General features: G+C 72.8%; 14 protein-coding genes. 12 read left to right on the top strand and 2 right to left on the bottom strand.

Annotated features, from left to right (window positions below; all coding sequences use genetic code 11):
- The first annotated feature begins 61 nt into the window (after positions 1-61).
- From ACFXAE_RS15550 to ACFXAE_RS15560, 3 genes are read left to right on the top strand one after another with little or no spacing between them, the layout of a single operon-like run.
- Entirely contained in the window at positions 62-1,048 is a 987-nt protein-coding gene (locus ACFXAE_RS15550) for a carbohydrate ABC transporter permease (RefSeq protein WP_384713884.1), read from the top strand.
- The gene (locus ACFXAE_RS15555) at positions 1,045-1,878 is read left to right on the top strand and encodes a carbohydrate ABC transporter permease (RefSeq protein WP_384713887.1); all 834 of its coding nucleotides are present in this window, start codon (positions 1,045-1,047) and stop codon (positions 1,876-1,878) included. The genes ACFXAE_RS15550 and ACFXAE_RS15555 overlap by 4 nt, the downstream gene beginning before the upstream one ends.
- Before the next feature lie 9 nt (positions 1,879-1,887).
- Complete coding sequence (locus ACFXAE_RS15560; protein ID WP_384713890.1) at positions 1,888-3,378, top strand: glycoside hydrolase family 3 protein; 1,491 nt, start codon at positions 1,888-1,890, stop codon at positions 3,376-3,378.
- 19 nt (positions 3,379-3,397) lie between these two features.
- Here ACFXAE_RS15560 and ACFXAE_RS15565 read toward each other — a convergent pair whose 3' ends face one another.
- Complete coding sequence (locus ACFXAE_RS15565; RefSeq protein WP_384713893.1) at positions 3,398-3,988, bottom strand: YdeI family protein; 591 nt, start codon at positions 3,986-3,988, stop codon at positions 3,398-3,400.
- 238 nt (positions 3,989-4,226) lie between these two features.
- Here ACFXAE_RS15565 and ACFXAE_RS15570 point away from each other — a divergent pair, with 238 nt between their 5' ends.
- The 9 genes from ACFXAE_RS15570 to argF all read left to right on the top strand — a co-directional run bounded on the left by ACFXAE_RS15570 (position 4,227) and on the right by argF (position 14,705).
- The gene (locus ACFXAE_RS15570; protein ID WP_384713896.1) at positions 4,227-4,622 is read left to right on the top strand and encodes a cell division protein SepF; all 396 of its coding nucleotides are present in this window, start codon (positions 4,227-4,229) and stop codon (positions 4,620-4,622) included.
- A gap of 87 nt (positions 4,623-4,709) precedes the next feature.
- Positions 4,710-5,981, top strand: a complete 1,272-nt coding sequence (locus tag ACFXAE_RS15575; protein ID WP_384713899.1) for an ATP-binding protein — start codon at positions 4,710-4,712, stop codon at positions 5,979-5,981.
- The gene (locus ACFXAE_RS15580) at positions 5,974-6,342 is read left to right on the top strand and encodes a nucleotide pyrophosphohydrolase (RefSeq protein WP_384713902.1); all 369 of its coding nucleotides are present in this window, start codon (positions 5,974-5,976) and stop codon (positions 6,340-6,342) included. The genes ACFXAE_RS15575 and ACFXAE_RS15580 overlap by 8 nt, the downstream gene beginning before the upstream one ends.
- A gap of 181 nt (positions 6,343-6,523) precedes the next feature.
- A complete protein-coding gene (locus ACFXAE_RS15585; RefSeq protein WP_384713905.1) occupies positions 6,524-6,994 on the top strand; it encodes a DUF6099 family protein in 471 nt (156 codons plus the stop codon).
- Between the two features lie 105 nt (positions 6,995-7,099).
- On the top strand, positions 7,100-8,023 hold the full coding sequence (locus ACFXAE_RS15590) for an LLM class F420-dependent oxidoreductase (RefSeq protein WP_384713908.1): 924 nt from the start codon (positions 7,100-7,102) through the stop codon (positions 8,021-8,023).
- Positions 8,024-8,188: 165 nt separating this feature from the next.
- Positions 8,189-9,652 (top strand): 3' terminal RNA ribose 2'-O-methyltransferase Hen1, encoded by a 1,464-nt coding sequence (locus ACFXAE_RS15595; RefSeq protein ID WP_384713911.1) that lies wholly within the window; start codon positions 8,189-8,191, stop codon positions 9,650-9,652.
- Positions 9,649-12,240: a polynucleotide kinase-phosphatase gene (locus ACFXAE_RS15600; protein WP_384713914.1), complete on the top strand. Its 2,592-nt coding sequence runs from the start codon at positions 9,649-9,651 to the stop codon at positions 12,238-12,240. The genes ACFXAE_RS15595 and ACFXAE_RS15600 overlap by 4 nt, the downstream gene beginning before the upstream one ends.
- A gap of 162 nt (positions 12,241-12,402) precedes the next feature.
- A complete protein-coding gene (locus ACFXAE_RS15605; protein ID WP_384713917.1) occupies positions 12,403-13,626 on the top strand; it encodes an arginine deiminase in 1,224 nt (407 codons plus the stop codon).
- Positions 13,627-13,697: 71 nt separating this feature from the next.
- Positions 13,698-14,705, top strand: a complete 1,008-nt coding sequence (argF, locus tag ACFXAE_RS15610) for an ornithine carbamoyltransferase (RefSeq protein WP_384713920.1) — start codon at positions 13,698-13,700, stop codon at positions 14,703-14,705.
- A gap of 15 nt (positions 14,706-14,720) precedes the next feature.
- Here argF and ACFXAE_RS15615 read toward each other — a convergent pair whose 3' ends face one another.
- Positions 14,721-15,164: an ATP-binding protein gene (locus tag ACFXAE_RS15615; protein ID WP_384713923.1), complete on the bottom strand. Its 444-nt coding sequence runs from the start codon at positions 15,162-15,164 to the stop codon at positions 14,721-14,723.
- Between the last annotated feature and the right edge of the window lie 151 nt (positions 15,165-15,315).

The raw sequence follows: 15,315 nt of genomic DNA on the forward strand, positions 1-15,315 counted from the left end.
GGCCGACCGACGCGACGGCCCCCGCCCCGCGTTGAGCACGCCGAGAAGAGAGATCGCGAGCATGACCGTGCAGACCGAACGGCCGCCCTCCGGCCCGGCGGACGTCCGCAAGACGGACGACGGGGGACCCGGCAGGCCCACACCGCGAGCCGCGTCGCGCGCCGGCGCGCTCGCCCCGTACCTGTTGCTGCTGCCCGCCGTCGCGGCCACCGTGCTGCTGCTCGGCTGGCCGCTGTTCAAGGACGTACTGCTGTCGTTCCAGAACCTCAACATGGCGCAGCTGATCCAGCACGTCACCGAGTGGAACGGCGTCGAGAACTACAAGGAGGTCCTCACCGGCGAGGACTTCTGGCGGGTCACCGTCCGCTCCATCCTGTTCACGGCGGTCAACGTCGCCCTGACCATGGTCCTGGGCGCGCTGACCGGTCTCCTGCTCGCCCGCCTCGGCAAGCGGATGCGGCTCACCCTGCTGATCGGCCTGGTGCTGGCCTGGGCCATGCCCGTGGTGGCCGCCACCACCGTCTACCAGTGGCTGTTCGCCCAGCGGTTCGGCGTCGTCAACTGGGTCCTGGACAAGCTCGGCTGGCACTCCATGGCCGACTACAGCTGGACCAGCAGCCAGCTGTCGACGTTCTTCGTCGTCACCCTGCTGATCGTCTGGATGTCCGTCCCGTTCGTCGCGATCAACCTCTACGCGGCGACCACCACCATCCCCGGCGAACTGTACGAGGCCGCCGCCCTCGACGGCGCCGGCGCCTGGCGGAGCTTCACCACGGTCACCCTGCCGTTCCTGCGGCCGTTCCTCTACGCCACGACGTTCCTGGAGATCATCTGGATCTTCAAGGCGTTCGTCCAGGTCTTCACCTTCAACGGCGGCGGCCCCGACCGGCTCACCGAGATCCTGCCCGTCTACGCCTACGTCGAGGGAGTCGGCAACCAGCACTACGGCATGGGCGCGGCGATCGCCGTACTGACCATTCTGATCATGCTCGGTCTGACCGCCTACTACCTCAGGATCGTGCTCAAGCAAGAGGAGGACGAGCTGTGAAGCGCTCGCTCTTCGGCCGCCTGTGGCCCAACGTCACGGCCGTCGTCCTGTTCATCGTCTGCGTCTTCCCCGTGTACTGGATGTTCTCCACGGCGTTCAAGCCGACCGGCGACATCATCTCGGAGACCCCCGTCTGGTTCCCGACGAACGTCACGTTCGAGCACTTCAGGACCGCGACCGACGCCGAGCACTTCTGGACGTACGTCCGCAACTCGCTGACCGTCACCGGCCTGGCCGTCGTCTTCTCGCTGGTCATCGCGCTGGCCGGCTCCTTCGCCCTGGCGCGCATGCGGTTCAGGGGCCGGCGCGGCTTCGTCATCGGCTTCATGCTGGCCCAGATGGCGCCCTGGGAGGTCATGGTCATCGCGATCTACATGATCGTGCGGGACGCCTCGATGCTGAACAGCCTGGTGCCGCTCACGGCCTTCTACATGATGATGATCCTCCCCTTCACCATCCTGACGCTGCGCGGCTTCGTCGCCGCCGTGCCGAAGGAGCTGGAGGAGTCGGCGATGGTCGACGGCTGCACCCGCGCCCAGGCGTTCCGCCGGGTCATCCTGCCGCTGCTCGCGCCGGGCCTGATGTCCACCTCCATGTTCGGCTTCATCACCGCGTGGAACGAGTTCCCCCTCGTCCTGGTGCTCAGCAAGGAATCCGGGGGCGCGCAGACCCTGCCGCTGTGGCTGTCCAGCTTCCAGACCCAGTTCGGCGACGACTGGGGCGCGACCATGGCCGCCTCCTCCCTGTTCGCCGTCCCGATCCTGATCCTCTTCGTCTTCCTGCAGCGCAGGGCCGTCAGCGGCCTCACCGCGGGCGCCGTGAAGGGATAACGCCACCCGATGACGACATTCACCACCGGCACCGACACCCTCACCCGGGACGCGCTCGCCGTACTGCAGCCGGGCTTCGCCGGCACCACCGCGCCCGACTGGATCCGCCGCCGCCTGTCCGAGGGCCTCGCCTCCGTCGCCCTCTTCGGCCGCAACGTCACCACCGCCGAGCAGGTCACCGCCCTCACCGCGCAACTGCGGGCCGAGCGGGACGACCTGCTGGTCGCCATCGACGAGGAGAGCGGCGACGTCACCCGCCTGGAGGTCCGCACCGGCTCCTCCTTCCCCGGCAACCACGCCCTCGGTGCCGTCGACGACACCGGCCTGACCCGCGGCGTCGCCCGCGAGCTGGGCCGCCGGCTCGCCGAGTGCGGGGTCAACTTCAACTGGGCGCCGTCCGCCGACGTCAACGCCAACCCCGACAACCCGGTGATCGGCGTGCGCTCCTTCGGCGGCGACACCGCCCTGGTCGCCCGGCACACCGCCGCCTACGTCGAGGGCCTGCAGTCCACCGGTGTCGCCGCCTGCACCAAGCACTTCCCCGGCCACGGCGACACCAGCGTCGACTCCCACCACGCGATCCCGCACATCGACCTCGACGCCACCACGCTGCACGAGCGGGAACTCCAGCCGTTCCGGGCGGCGATCGAGGCCGGCACCCGCGCCGTCATGAGCGCCCACATCCGGGTGCCGGTCCTCGACCCGGACCGCCCGGCCACCCTCTCCCGGCGCATCCTCACCGACCTGCTGCGCGGCGAACTCGGCTACCAGGGCCTGATCGTCACCGACGGCATGGAGATGCGGGCCATCTCCGGCACGTACGGGCTCGAACACGGGGTCGTCCTCGCCATCGCCGCCGGCGCCGACGCGATCTGCGTGGGCGGCGGGCTGTGCGACGAGGGCACGGTGCGGAGCCTGCGGGACGCGCTGGTGGGCGCCGTGCGCTCCGGCGAACTCCCGGAGGAGCGGCTCGCCGACGCCGCCGCCCGGGTGCGCGCCCTGGCCGACTGGACCGCGGGCGTACGGCGTTCCCCGGCCGCGGCCGTCGCACCCGAGCCGGAGATCGGCCTCACGGCGGCCCGCCGCGCGGTCACCGTCACCCGCGCGGGCGGCTCGGCGCCGGTCACCGGGCCGGTGTACGTGGCCACCTTCAATCCGGCCCCGAACATCGCCGTGGGCGACGAGACGCCGTGGGGCGTCGGCGCGGAGCTGGAACGGCGGCTGCCCGGCACCACCACCGGCGGCTTCACCGGCCCCGACGCCGGCGAGCGGGCGCTGAGGGCGGCGGCCGGCCGGCGCGTCGTCGCCGTGGTCCGCGACGAGCACCGGCACCCGTGGATGCGCACGGCCCTGGACACCCTGCTCGCCGCCGACCCGTCCACCGTGGTCGTGGAGATGGGTGTACCGCAGTCGCCGCCGCGCGGCGCCCCGCACATCGCCACCCACGGCGCCGCCCGCGTCTGCGGTGTGGCGGCGGCGGAGGCGGTAGTGGCGGGCTGAGCCGCCGTCACCGGAAGATCTACGGGTATATCTTCTGCCCCTCGGCGAGCATGGCGACGAACTTCTCGATCCGGGCCGCCCGGGTCGCCGGCCGCTTGGCCTCCTCGATCCGGTGGAGGACCGCGTAGCGGTTGCGGCTGTCGAGGGTGCCGAAGAAGTCACCGGCCCCGGGTGCCGCGTCCAGCGCCGCCCGCAGGTCGTCGGGGACGGTCGCCGTGCTCTGGCTCGCGTACGCGGCCTCCCAGCGGCCGTCCGCCCGCGCCCGCTCCACCTCGCGCAGCCCGGACGGCCGCATACGCCCCTGCTCGATGAGAGCGAGGGCCTTCTGCCGGTTGACCGCCGACCACCGGCTGCGCGCCCGGCGCGGAGTGAACCGCTGGATCCAGTGGGTGTCGTCCAGCCCCTTCTTGTGCCCGTCGATCCACCCGTAGCACAGCGCCGACTCCAGCGCGGTCGCGTAGTCGACCCCGATGATCCCGGACCCCTTCTTCGGAATCCTCAGCCAGACCCCGTCGACGTCCCCCTGATGCTCCTCCAGCCACGCCTCCCAGTCCTCTTGCGTCCCGAAGGAGACGACGGGCCCCACCACACCATCCGCTGTACCGGTCATGCGCCCATGCAACCGGCCCGGACGGTTCGGGTCAACGCGGTCGCGCGGTCCGGCAGCCGGGCGGCCCGGCCCCGGCGGGGGAGAGGCGCCGACGGCGCGCCGCACACCCCGCAGGCGCCCGGGCGGGCGTCACGCTGCGCGGCCCCCGCGATGGCGGAGCGTGTCGTTATTGGGCCGAACGGGTGACCATGAGTAAGAATTGCCCGATGCAGACAGCCAGTGCGACAGGGGACGGAGCATGCCGGTGAACAGCCACGACGTCACCGACGAACAGTGGGAGGGGCTCGCCCAGGTCGTTCCGCTGCGGGGCCGCGACGCGTGGCCGTCCGCGGTGGGCCATCGCGCCCTGCCCGAGGCCGCGACGGAGGCCCGCCGACGCTTCGTCGTCCTGCGGGTGAACGTGTTCGCGGACGCCCGCGACGTCGCCGAGACACTGATGTCCGGGATACCGGTCCTGCTCGACCTGACCGGCGCGGAGACCGAGACCGCCAAACGAGTCCTGGACTTCAGTACGGGCGTCGTCTTCGGCCTGGCCAGCGGCATGCACCGGGTCGACCGCAACGTCTTCCTCCTGACGCCGGCCGGCACGGAGGTCACGGGGCTGATGGAGGGAGTGGGGGTGCCGGGGGTGTGAGCGGCGCGGGCACCCGCTCGCCCGATCGTGGGAAGGCCCGTCCAGCGGAACGGTTCGCCCCGCACCGGACCCCTTAGCGTCCCGCACATGACCCCACCTTCCCCGCCCCGCCGGGGCGTGAGCACGTCGCCCCCGTCTTCGGGCCCGGCCGCACCGGACCTGCCGGCCGCGCGGCCCGCCGGAGCCGGCGACCGCCCGCGGTCCCTGACGGACGGACGGGCCGGCGGCACCGTGGGCCGTCCCGACCGGCCGCGCGTCACCGAACTGCTGCTGTCCGCCTTCGCCGGGCATCGCGCCGTGGCGCTCCCGTTCGGGGCGCTCACCCTGCTCGCCGGGCCCAGCGGGAGCGGCAAGACCAGTGCGCTGCGGGCGTACGAGGCGCTCGCCCGGCTCGGCGGCGGGGCCGGGCTGGGGGAGGCGTTCCCGGAGCCCGGCGCCTGCGTGCCGGAGCGGGCCCGCGCCGACGCCCAGCACCGCCGCGGCTTCCGCATCGGCTGTACGGCCGACGGCCCGGAGGGGCCGGTCCGGCTGGAGGTCGCCGTGCAGGCCGAACCCGGGCTGCGGATCGTGGGGGAGCGGCTGACGGCGGGCGGGGTGGTCCTCCTGGAGACCGCCCTGCGCGATCCCGGCCGGCGCACCGTACAGGCCGCCTGGCACACGGCCGGGGCGGCCCCGGTGACCCGCGCCCCGCTGCCGGACGACCGGCTCGGCACCGCGCTGCTGCCGCTGCGCGTCGCCGGCAAGACCCCCGGGCAGCGCAGGGTGCTCGCCGCCGCCGAGCAGATGGTGGTCGCCCTGCGGTCCGTCTTCCCCTGCGACCCCCGCCCCGAGCGGATGCGGGACCCCGTCCCGGCCGGCACCGGGCGGCTGCTCGGCGGCTGCGACAACCTCGCCGACGTCCTGTGGCGCACCCGCGCCGAGTGCGGACGCCGGCACGCCCTCCTCGTGGACGCGGTGCGCGCCGGATGCGCGGGGCCGGTCACCGGCCTGCTCGCCGAGCCGTACGACGCCGGCCGCCTGGTCCGCGCCCTCCTCGACCGGGGTGACGGCACCCGTACCGAACTGCGCCGCCTCGGCGACGGCGAGCTGCGGTACACCGCGCTCGCCCTGGTGCTGCTCACCGGGCCCGGTGTGCTGGAGGTCGACGCGCCCGGCGAGGTCCCGGCCGCGCTCCAGACCCTCACGGTCCTCGCCGACGGCCTGGACCGGGCACTGGATCCGGGGCAGCGGGGCGAACTGCTGCGCCTGGCGGCGCGGATGTGCGAGCGCGGGCACATCCGGCTGGTCGGGGCGGTGAGCGACGCCTCCTGGGCGGCGGGGGTGAGCGGGGTGACGGTGGTACACCTGGACCGTGACTGATCCGTACGACGCCGAGCGTTCCCGCGAGCCCCAGGACCTCGCGGGACTCCAGCACCGACTCGCCCGGTTCGCCGCCGCGCGGAACTGGCAGCCGTACCACACCCCGAAGAACCTCGTCGCCGCGCTCAGCGTGGAGGCGTCCGAACTCCTGGAAATCTTCCAGTGGCTGACGCCCGAGGAGTCCGTCCGCGTCATGGACGACCCGGACACCGCGCACCGTGTGAGCGACGAGGTCGCCGACGTCCTCGCCTATCTCCTCCAGCTGTGCGAGGTGCTCGGCGTCGACCCGCTGGCCGCGCTGGCCGCGAAGATCGACCGCAACGAGCGCAGATTTCCGGTGGGGGAGCCACCCCACGGGTGAGGAGCCATCAACTCCGTATTCACTCTCCGTATGCGAAAAGTGAACCCTGTACGAATCGTTGTCCGCAGATTTCGGTCTTCCTCTGGCTTTTTGTCTCACACGCCCTCACTCTGGGTAGTGAACAAGGGAGTTCAACGGATGCGGACGCGTGGGCAGCGCGTCGGACAGACGGGGGCAGCGCATGGACGCTGTGCGGCTCATCGTGACGAGCAGGCGGGCGCTGGCCGCGGGCGGCGGCGGACGGGAGCTGCTGACCGAGGTCTGGCAGGCGCAGGCCCTGGCGCAGGCGATAGGGAGCCGCCTCGCCGTCGCCGGCCCGCCCGAACTGCGGGGCGAGGCACTGGGGCTGACCGAGCTGGCGAGCCGTGGCTGCGGAGTGCTGGGCACCCCGGAGCTCGGCCCGGGCGAACTGCGCGCGGCCCGGCTCACCGAGCTGGGGGAGCCCCGCCCGGTCCTGATGCACCTCGGCGGTCTGCTCGGCGAGGTCGGCATCGCCCTGGTGGGGCTCGCCTGCTCCGCGGACGACGAGGCGACGTACTGGCAGTGCATGGAGGCCATCGACGCGGCGGACGAGTCCCGCGACCGCGTCCTGGAGATGCTCCGCAAACTGGCGGACCGCGACGAACGCCTGCCGGAGCGGGAGGCGGGCTGACACCGCGCGCCCCGCACCGCCGGCCCCGCCCGGTTCACCCGGTCGTGGACGGGGCGCCCCGGACCGTCGCGCGGCGTCCCGCCGCGGACCGTGCAGGATGGAGCCATGGATCTTCGCATCTTCACCGAGCCCCAGCAGGGGGCCACCTACGACACCCTCCTCGCCGTCGCCAAGGCCACCGAGGACCTCGGCTTCGACGCCTTCTTCCGCTCCGACCACTACCTCAGCATGGGCTCCGGGGACGGCCTGCCCGGACCCACCGACGCCTGGATCACCCTCGCCGGCCTCGCCCGCGAGACCAAGCGCATCCGGCTCGGCACCCTGATGACCGCCGGCACCTTCCGCCTCCCCGGCGTGCTCGCCATCCAGGTCGCCCAGGTCGACCAGATGTCCGGCGGCCGCATCGAACTCGGCCTGGGCGCGGGCTGGTTCGAGGAGGAACACAAGGCGTACGGCATCCCCTTCCCCAAGGAGAAGATCGCCCGCCTCGAGGAGCAGCTGGAGATCGTCACCGGCCTGTGGGCCACCGGGACGGGCCAGACCTTCGACTACCACGGCACGTACTACGACCTCACCCAGTCCCCCGCGCTCCCCAAGCCGGCCCAGGCCAGGGTGCCGGTCCTCATCGGCGGCCACGGCGCGACCCGCACGCCCCGCCTGGCCGCCCGGTTCGCCGACGAGTTCAACATGCCCTTCGCCTCGATCGAGGACACCGCGACGCAGTTCGGCCGGGTCCGCGACGCCGCCCGGGCGGCCGGCCGCGACCCGGGCGACCTCGTCTACTCCAACGCCCTCGTCGTCTGCGTCGGCAAGGACGACCAGGAGGTCGCCCGCCGCGCCGCCGCGATCGGCCGCGAGGTCGACGAACTCAAGGCCAACGGCCTCGCGGGCTCCCCGGCCGAGGTCGTCGACAAGATCGGCCGCTACGCCGGGACCGGCTCGAGCCGCATCTACCTCCAGGTCCTCGACCTGCACGACCTCGACCACCTGGAACTGATCTCCGCCCAGGTCCAGTCCCAGCTGTCGTAGCCACGAGCACCGCACCACCCGGGGCCGTCCGCACGGAACGGACGGCCCCGCCGCATGCGCCGGTAAATTCCCGGGGCGTCCCCGACGGTTCCCGGTACGTTGGCACCACACGCCCGAATCCGGCGTGTACCCCCAGCTCAGAAGGCGTTTCGAGGTGTAACCACCGTGTTCCTGACGATCAGTACCACCGGCTCCGCAGAGCGCCCCGCGACCGACCTCGGTTTCCTGCTGCACAAGCATCCCGAGAAGGCGCAGGCGTTCTCCACGTCCCACGGCACGGCCCACGTCCTCTACCCCGAGGCGGACGCCGAGCGCTGCACGGCGGCGCTGCTGCTGGAGGTGGACGCGGTGGCACTGGTCCGGCGCGGCAAGGGCAGGGGCCGCGGCGGCGCCCCCGACGCGGCCCTCGCGCAGTACGTCAACGACCGCCCGTACGCGGCGTCCTCCCTGCTCGCCGTCGCGCTGAGCGCCGTCTTCTCCAGCGCGCTGCGCGGCGTGTGCGCCGCCCGCCCGGAACTCCCCGCGCAGCCGCGCCCCCTGCGCGTCGAGGTACCCGCGCTGCCCGCCCGCGGCGGCCCCGAACTCGTCCGCCGGCTCTTCGCGCCGCTCGGCTGGACGGTCACCGCCGAGCCCGTGGCCCTGGACGCCGAGTTCCCCGAGTGGGGCGACTCGCGGTACGTGCGCCTGGTCCTGGAGGCGGAGACGCTCACCCTCGCCGAGACCCTGCGCCACCTCTACGTGCTGCTCCCCGTCCTCGACGACGCCAAGCACTACTGGGTCGCCTCCGACGAGGTCGACAAGCTGCTGCGCGCCGGTGAGGGCTGGCTGCCCGCGCACCCGGAACAGAAGCTGATCACCAGCCGCTACCTCTCCCGCCGCTGGTCGCTGACCCGGCAGGCCATGGAACGCCTCGAGCTGGTCCGGCTGGCCGAGGCCGACGACAGCGACGTCGAGGAGATCGACAACGCCGTGGAAGCGGAGACCGAGTCCGAGGAGAAGCCGACCCCGCTCGCCGTGCGGCGGCGGGAGGCGATCCTCGCCGCGCTCCGCGCCTGTGGCGCCGCCCGGGTGCTCGACCTCGGCTGCGGCCAGGGCCAGCTCCTCCAGGCACTGCTCAAGGACCCGTCCTTCACCGGGATCGTCGGCGTCGACGTGTCGATGCGGGCGCTCACCATCGCCTCCCGGCGGCTGAAGCTGGACCGCATGGGGGAACGGCAGGCGGCGCGCGTCCAGCTCTTCCAGGGCTCGCTGGCGTACACCGACAAGCGGCTGGAGGGCTACGACGCCGCCGTGCTCAGCGAGGTGATCGAGCACCTCGACCTGCCCCGGCTGCCCGCCCTGGAGTACGCGGTGTTCGGTGCCGCCCGCCCCCGCACGGTCCTCGTGACCACCCCCAACGTCGAGTACAACGTGCGCTGGGAGACCCTCCCGGCCAGCCACGTCCGGCACGGCGACCACCGCTTCGAATGGACCCGCGGGGAGTTCCGCGCCTGGGCGGCCGAGGTGGCCGGACGGCACGGCTACACCGTGGAGTTCGTGCCCGTGGGACCGGACGACCCCGAGGTCGGGCCGCCCACCCAGATGGCCGTGTTCACGGCCGGGACCGTGCAGGAGGCGAAGGCCGCATGACCACCGCCGAGAACCCGCGGCCGCGGGGCCGCACCCTGCCCGTCACCGACCTCTCCCTCGTGGTGCTCGTCGGCGCCTCCGGGTCGGGCAAGTCCACCTTCGCCCGCCGCCACTTCAAGCCCACCGAGGTCGTCTCCTCCGACTTCTGCCGAGGCCTGGTCGCCGACGACGAGAACGACCAGAGCGCGAGCCGGGACGCCTTCGACGTCCTGCACTACATCGCCGGCAAACGGCTGGCGGCCGGCCGCCGCACCGTCGTCGACGCGACCAACGTGCAGCAGGACGGCCGGCGGCAGCTGATCGAGCTGGCCAGGAAGTACGACGTCCTGCCGATCGCCATCGTCCTCGACGTGCCCGAGCAGGTGTGCGCCGAGCGCAACGCGGCCCGCACCGACCGCGCCGACATGCCCCGCCGGGTCATCCAGCGCCACATCCGCGAACTCCGCCGCTCCCTGCGCCACCTGGAGCGCGAGGGCTTCCGCAAGGTGCACGTGCTGCGCGGCGTGGAGGAGATCGAGCACGCCGGCGTCGTCACCGAGAAGCGGTTCAACGACCTCACCCACCTCACCGGCCCCTTCGACATCATCGGCGACATCCACGGCTGCGCGGCCGAACTGGAGGCGCTGCTCGGCAAGCTGGGTTACGTCGACGGCGCCCACCCCGACGGCCGTACGGCCGTCTTCGTCGGCGACCTCGTCGACCGCGGCCCGGACAGCCCCGCCGTCCTGCGCCGCGTGATGGCCATGGTGAAGGCGGGCAGCGCGCTGTGCGTGCCGGGCAACCACGAGAACAAGTTCGGCCGCTACCTCAAGGGCCGCAAGGTGCAGCACACCCACGGGCTCGCCGAGACCATCGAGCAGATGGACGGGCAGAGCGAGGAGTTCCGCGCCGAGGTACGGGAGTTCATCGACGGGCTGGTCAGCCACTACGTCCTCGACGGCGGCCGGCTGGTGGTCTGCCACGCCGGTCTGCCGGAGAAGTACCACGGCCGCACCTCCGGCCGGGTCCGCAGCCACGCCCTCTACGGCGACACCACCGGCGAGACCGACGAGTTCGGCCTGCCCGTGCGCTATCCGTGGGCGGAGGACTACCGGGGCCGGGCCGCCGTCGTCTACGGCCACACCCCCGTCCCGGAGGCGACCTGGCTCAACAACACCATCTGCCTGGACACCGGCGCCGTCTTCGGCGGCAAGCTCACCGCGCTGCGCTGGCCGGAGCGGGAACTGGTCGACGTACCGGCCGAGCGGGTCTGGTACGAGCCGGCCCGCCCGCTGCGCACCGAGGCCCCCGGCGGCCACGACGGCCGTCCGCTGGACCTGGCGGACGTGCGGGGCCGCCGCGTGGTCGAGACCCGGCACCACGGCCGGATATCCATCCGTGAGGAGAACGCCGCCGCGGCCCTGGAGGTCATGAGCCGCTTCGCGGTCGACCCGCGCCTGCTGCCGTACCTCCCGCCGACCATGGCGCCCGCCGCCACCTCCCACCTCGACGGCTGTCTGGAGCACCCGGTCGAGGCGTTCGCCCAGTACGAGCGGGACGGCGTCGCCCGGGTCGTGTGCGAGGAGAAGCACATGGGCTCCCGCGCGGTCGCCCTGGTCTGCCGCGACGCCGACGTGGCCGCCAAGCGCTTCGGCGTCCCGGGAGGCCCGTCCGGCTCGCTCTACACCCGCACCGGCCGTCCCTTCTTCGACGACCAGGCCGTCACGGAGGAGATCCTCGGCCGGCTGCGCACGGCCGTCACCGAAGCCGGCCTCTGGGCGGAACTGGACACCGACTGGCTGCTGCTGGACGCCGAACTGATGCCGTGGTCGCTGAAGGCGTCCGGACTGCTGCGCTCCCAGTACGCCGCCGTGGGCGCCGCCTCCGGAGCGGCCTTCCCGGGTGTCCTGGCCGCCCTGGAGAGCGCCGCGGCCCGCGGCGTGGAGGTGAAGGACCTGCTGAACCGCCAGCGTGAACGTGCCGGCTCCGCCGCGGCGTTCACCGACGCGTACCGCCGCTACTGCTGGACCACCGACGGCCTGGACGGTGTCCGCCTGGCCCCGTTCCAGATCCTCGCCGTCCAGGGCCGCAGCCTCGCCGCCCTGCCCCACGACGAGCAGCTCGCCCTCATCGACCGCATGGTCGAGCACGACACCACCGGACTGCTGCAGACCACCCGCCGCCTCTACGTCGACACCGCCGACCCCGAATCCGTACGCGCCGGAGTCGACTGGTGGCTGGAGATGACCGGACGCGGCGGCGAGGGCATGGTCGTCAAACCGGTCGGCGCCCTGGTGCGGTGGGGGTCCGCCCGCTCGGGCGAAGCCGGGAGCGGGGGAGGGAAGGACCGTTTGGTGCAGCCCGGCATCAAGTGCCGGGGCCGCGAGTACCTGCGGATCGTCTACGGTCCCGAGTACACCCGCCCGGAGAACCTGGCCCGCCTGCGCAACCGCTTCCTCGACCACAAGCGCTCCCTCGCCCTGCGCGAGTACGCCCTCGGCCTGGAGGCCCTGGACCGCCTCGCCGGGGGCGAGCCGCTGTGGCGGGTGCACGAGCCGGTCTTCGCCGTGCTGGCCCTGGAATCGGAACCGGTGGATCCGAGGCTGTAGCGGACGGACCCGCGCCACGACCCGGTCCGGACGGGGTGTCCCACGTTCCGTCCGGACCGGTGTACGCCGACCTCGTGCGCCACGGCCGGCGGAAGCGGATTTCCGGACCCCGGGATCCCGGGGGCAGGGGTGAACACGTGCCCGGCTGGTCAGGATGGAGACATGACCTACCACGTCGACTCCGAGGCCGGCCGGCTCCGCCGCGTCATCCTGCACCGGCCCGATCTCGAGCTCAAAAGGCTCACCCCCAGCAACAAGGACGCCCTGCTCTTCGACGACGTGCTCTGGGTGCGCCGGGCGCGCGCCGAGCACGACGGGTTCGCCGACGTCCTGCGCGACCGCGGCGTCACCGTCCACCTCTTCGGTGACCTGCTCTCCGAGACGCTGGCCCTCCCGGCGGCCCGCGCGCTCGTCCTGGACCGCGTCTTCGACGAGAAGGAGTACGGCCCGCTGGCCACCGACCACCTCCGCGCCGCGTTCGAGACCCTTCCGGCGCCCGAGCTGGCCGAGGTGCTGGTCGGCGGGATGACCAAGCGGGAGTTCCTGGAGGCCCACCCGGAGCCCACCTCCGTGCGCTTCCACGCCATGGAGCTCGACGACTTCCTGCTCGGCCCGCTGCCCAACCACCTCTTCACCCGCGACACCTCCGCCTGGATCTACGACGGTGTCGCCATCAACGCGATGCGCTGGCCGGCCCGGCAGCGCGAGACCGTGCACTTCGAGGCGATCTACCGGCACCACCCGCTGTTCCGCGCGGAGCCCTTCCACGTCTGGTCCCAGGGGCAGGCCGACTACCCGTCCACCATCGAGGGCGGGGACGTGCTGGTCATCGGCAACGGCGCGGTGCTGATCGGGATGAGCGAGCGGACCACCCCGCAGGCGGTGGAGATGCTCGCGCACAAGCTGTTCGCGGCGGGCTCCGCCGAGACCATCGTCGCGCTCGACATGCCGAAGCGGCGCGCCTTCATGCATCTCGACACCGTGATGACCATGGTCGACGGCGACACCTTCACCCAGTACGCGGGCCTCGGCATGCTCCGGTCGTACACCATCGAGCCGGGTGTGGGGGACAAGGAGCTGAAGGTCACCGACCATCCGCCGGAGCACATGCACCGCGCGATCGCCGCCGCGCTGGGGCTCAGCGAGATCCGGGTGCTGACCGCCACCCAGGACGTCCACGCGGCCGAGCGCGAGCAGTGGGACGACGGCTGCAACGTCCTGGCCGTCGAGCCGGGCGTCGTCGTCGCCTACGAGCGGAACGCCACCACCAACACGCACCTGCGCAAGCAGGGCATCGAGGTGATAGAGATCCCCGGCAGCGAGCTGGGCCGGGGCAGGGGCGGGCCGCGCTGCATGAGTTGTCCCGTCCAGCGGGACGCGGTGTAAAGCACCGTATAGAAATACAAAACTTCGTATATACTTCCAAGGGTTCGTGTCCCCCATCCCTGGAGCACCCCATGGCGACTGTCCCGACCGCCCTCGCCGGCCGCCACTTCCTCAAGGAGCTGGACTTCACCGCGCAGGAGTTCCGCGGCCTGCTGGAGCTGGCCGCCGAACTGAAGGCCGCCAAGCGGGCGGGGACCGAGCGCCGGTACCTGCGGGGCAGGAACATCGCGCTGATCTTCGAGAAGACCTCGACGCGTACGCGCTGCGCGTTCGAGGTGGCGGCCGCCGACCAGGGCGCCTCGACGACGTACCTAGATCCCTCCGGCTCGCAGATCGGCCACAAGGAGTCCGTGAAGGACACCGCGCGGGTGCTGGGCCGGATGTACGACGGGATCGAGTACCGGGGGGACAGCCAGGCCAAGGTGGAGGAGCTCGCGGCGTACGCGGGGGTGCCGGTCTTCAACGGTCTCACCGACGACTGGCACCCCACCCAGATGCTCGCCGACGTGCTCACCATGACCGAGCACAGCCCCAAGCCGCTCACCGGCATCGCCTTCGCCTACCTCGGCGACGCCCGCTTCAACATGGGCAACTCCTACCTCGTCACCGCGGCCCTGCTGGGCATGGACGTGCGTATCGTCGCCCCGAAGACCTACTGGCCCGCCCAGGAGATCGTCGACCGGGCGCGGGAGCTGGCCGTGTCGAGCGGGGCGCGCGTCACGCTCACCGAGGACGTCGCCGAGGGCGTCGCGGGCGCGGACTTCGTCGCCACGGACGTCTGGGTCTCCATGGGGGAGCCCAAGGAGGTCTGGGACGAGCGGATCAAGGCCCTCGCCCCGTACGCGGTGACCATGGACGTCCTGCGCGCCACCGGCAACCCGGATGTCAGGTTCCTGCACTGCCTGCCGGCCTTCCACGACCTCGGCACCGAGGTCGGCCGGGACGTCTTCGAGACCCACGGCCTCACCTCCCTGGAGGTGACCGACGAGGTCTTCGAGTCGGCGCACTCGGTCGTCTTCGACGAGGCGGAGAACCGTATGCACACGATCAAGGCCGTCCTGGTCGCGACCCTCGCCTGAGCGCCCGCGTCCTGCTCAGACCGGGCGCCGCCGGCCCGGCAGCCGGAACCACACCGCCTTGCCGGACTCGGTGGGGCGGTGGCCGCAGGACGAGCTCAGGGTGCGGATCAGCAGCAGCCCCCGTCCGTGCTCCTGCCAGGGGTCGGGCACGCCGCGGGCCGGACGGGTGAGATCGCCGGGCGGCTCCGGGTCGGCGTCGTGCACCTCGACCTGGCAGCCGGTCGGCAGCAGCCGCACCACCAGCTCTATCGGGGTGCTCCCGGAGGTGTGTTCCACGGCGTTGGCCACCAGTTCCGCCGTCAGCAGCTCCGCCGTGTCGCAGTCGGCGGTGTGCTCCCGCTCGGCCAGCGCCGTGCGGACCAGCGCACGGGCCACGGGCACCGCCGCGGTGGTGTGCGGCAGCGCGACGCGCCAGGAGGTGGAGGCGGCGGGGGGTTCGTGCACAGCGGGTCCGTTCATGGAGCGGGTGCTCCTGCTTTCGGCTGCCCATGGTACGGCGCACCCGGTGCGGCCCTTCGAGGGGGCGGGCCCCGAAGCCCGGGCCGCCCCGCGCCCGGGGCGGCGCCCCCCCCGCCCCGCGGGGGGCCCCCCCCCAGGCCCCCCCCCCCCC

Origin of the sequence: Streptomyces sp. NPDC059454, from assembly GCF_042749965.1 — a bacterium.
Lineage (GTDB): Bacteria > Actinomycetota > Actinomycetes > Streptomycetales > Streptomycetaceae > Streptomyces.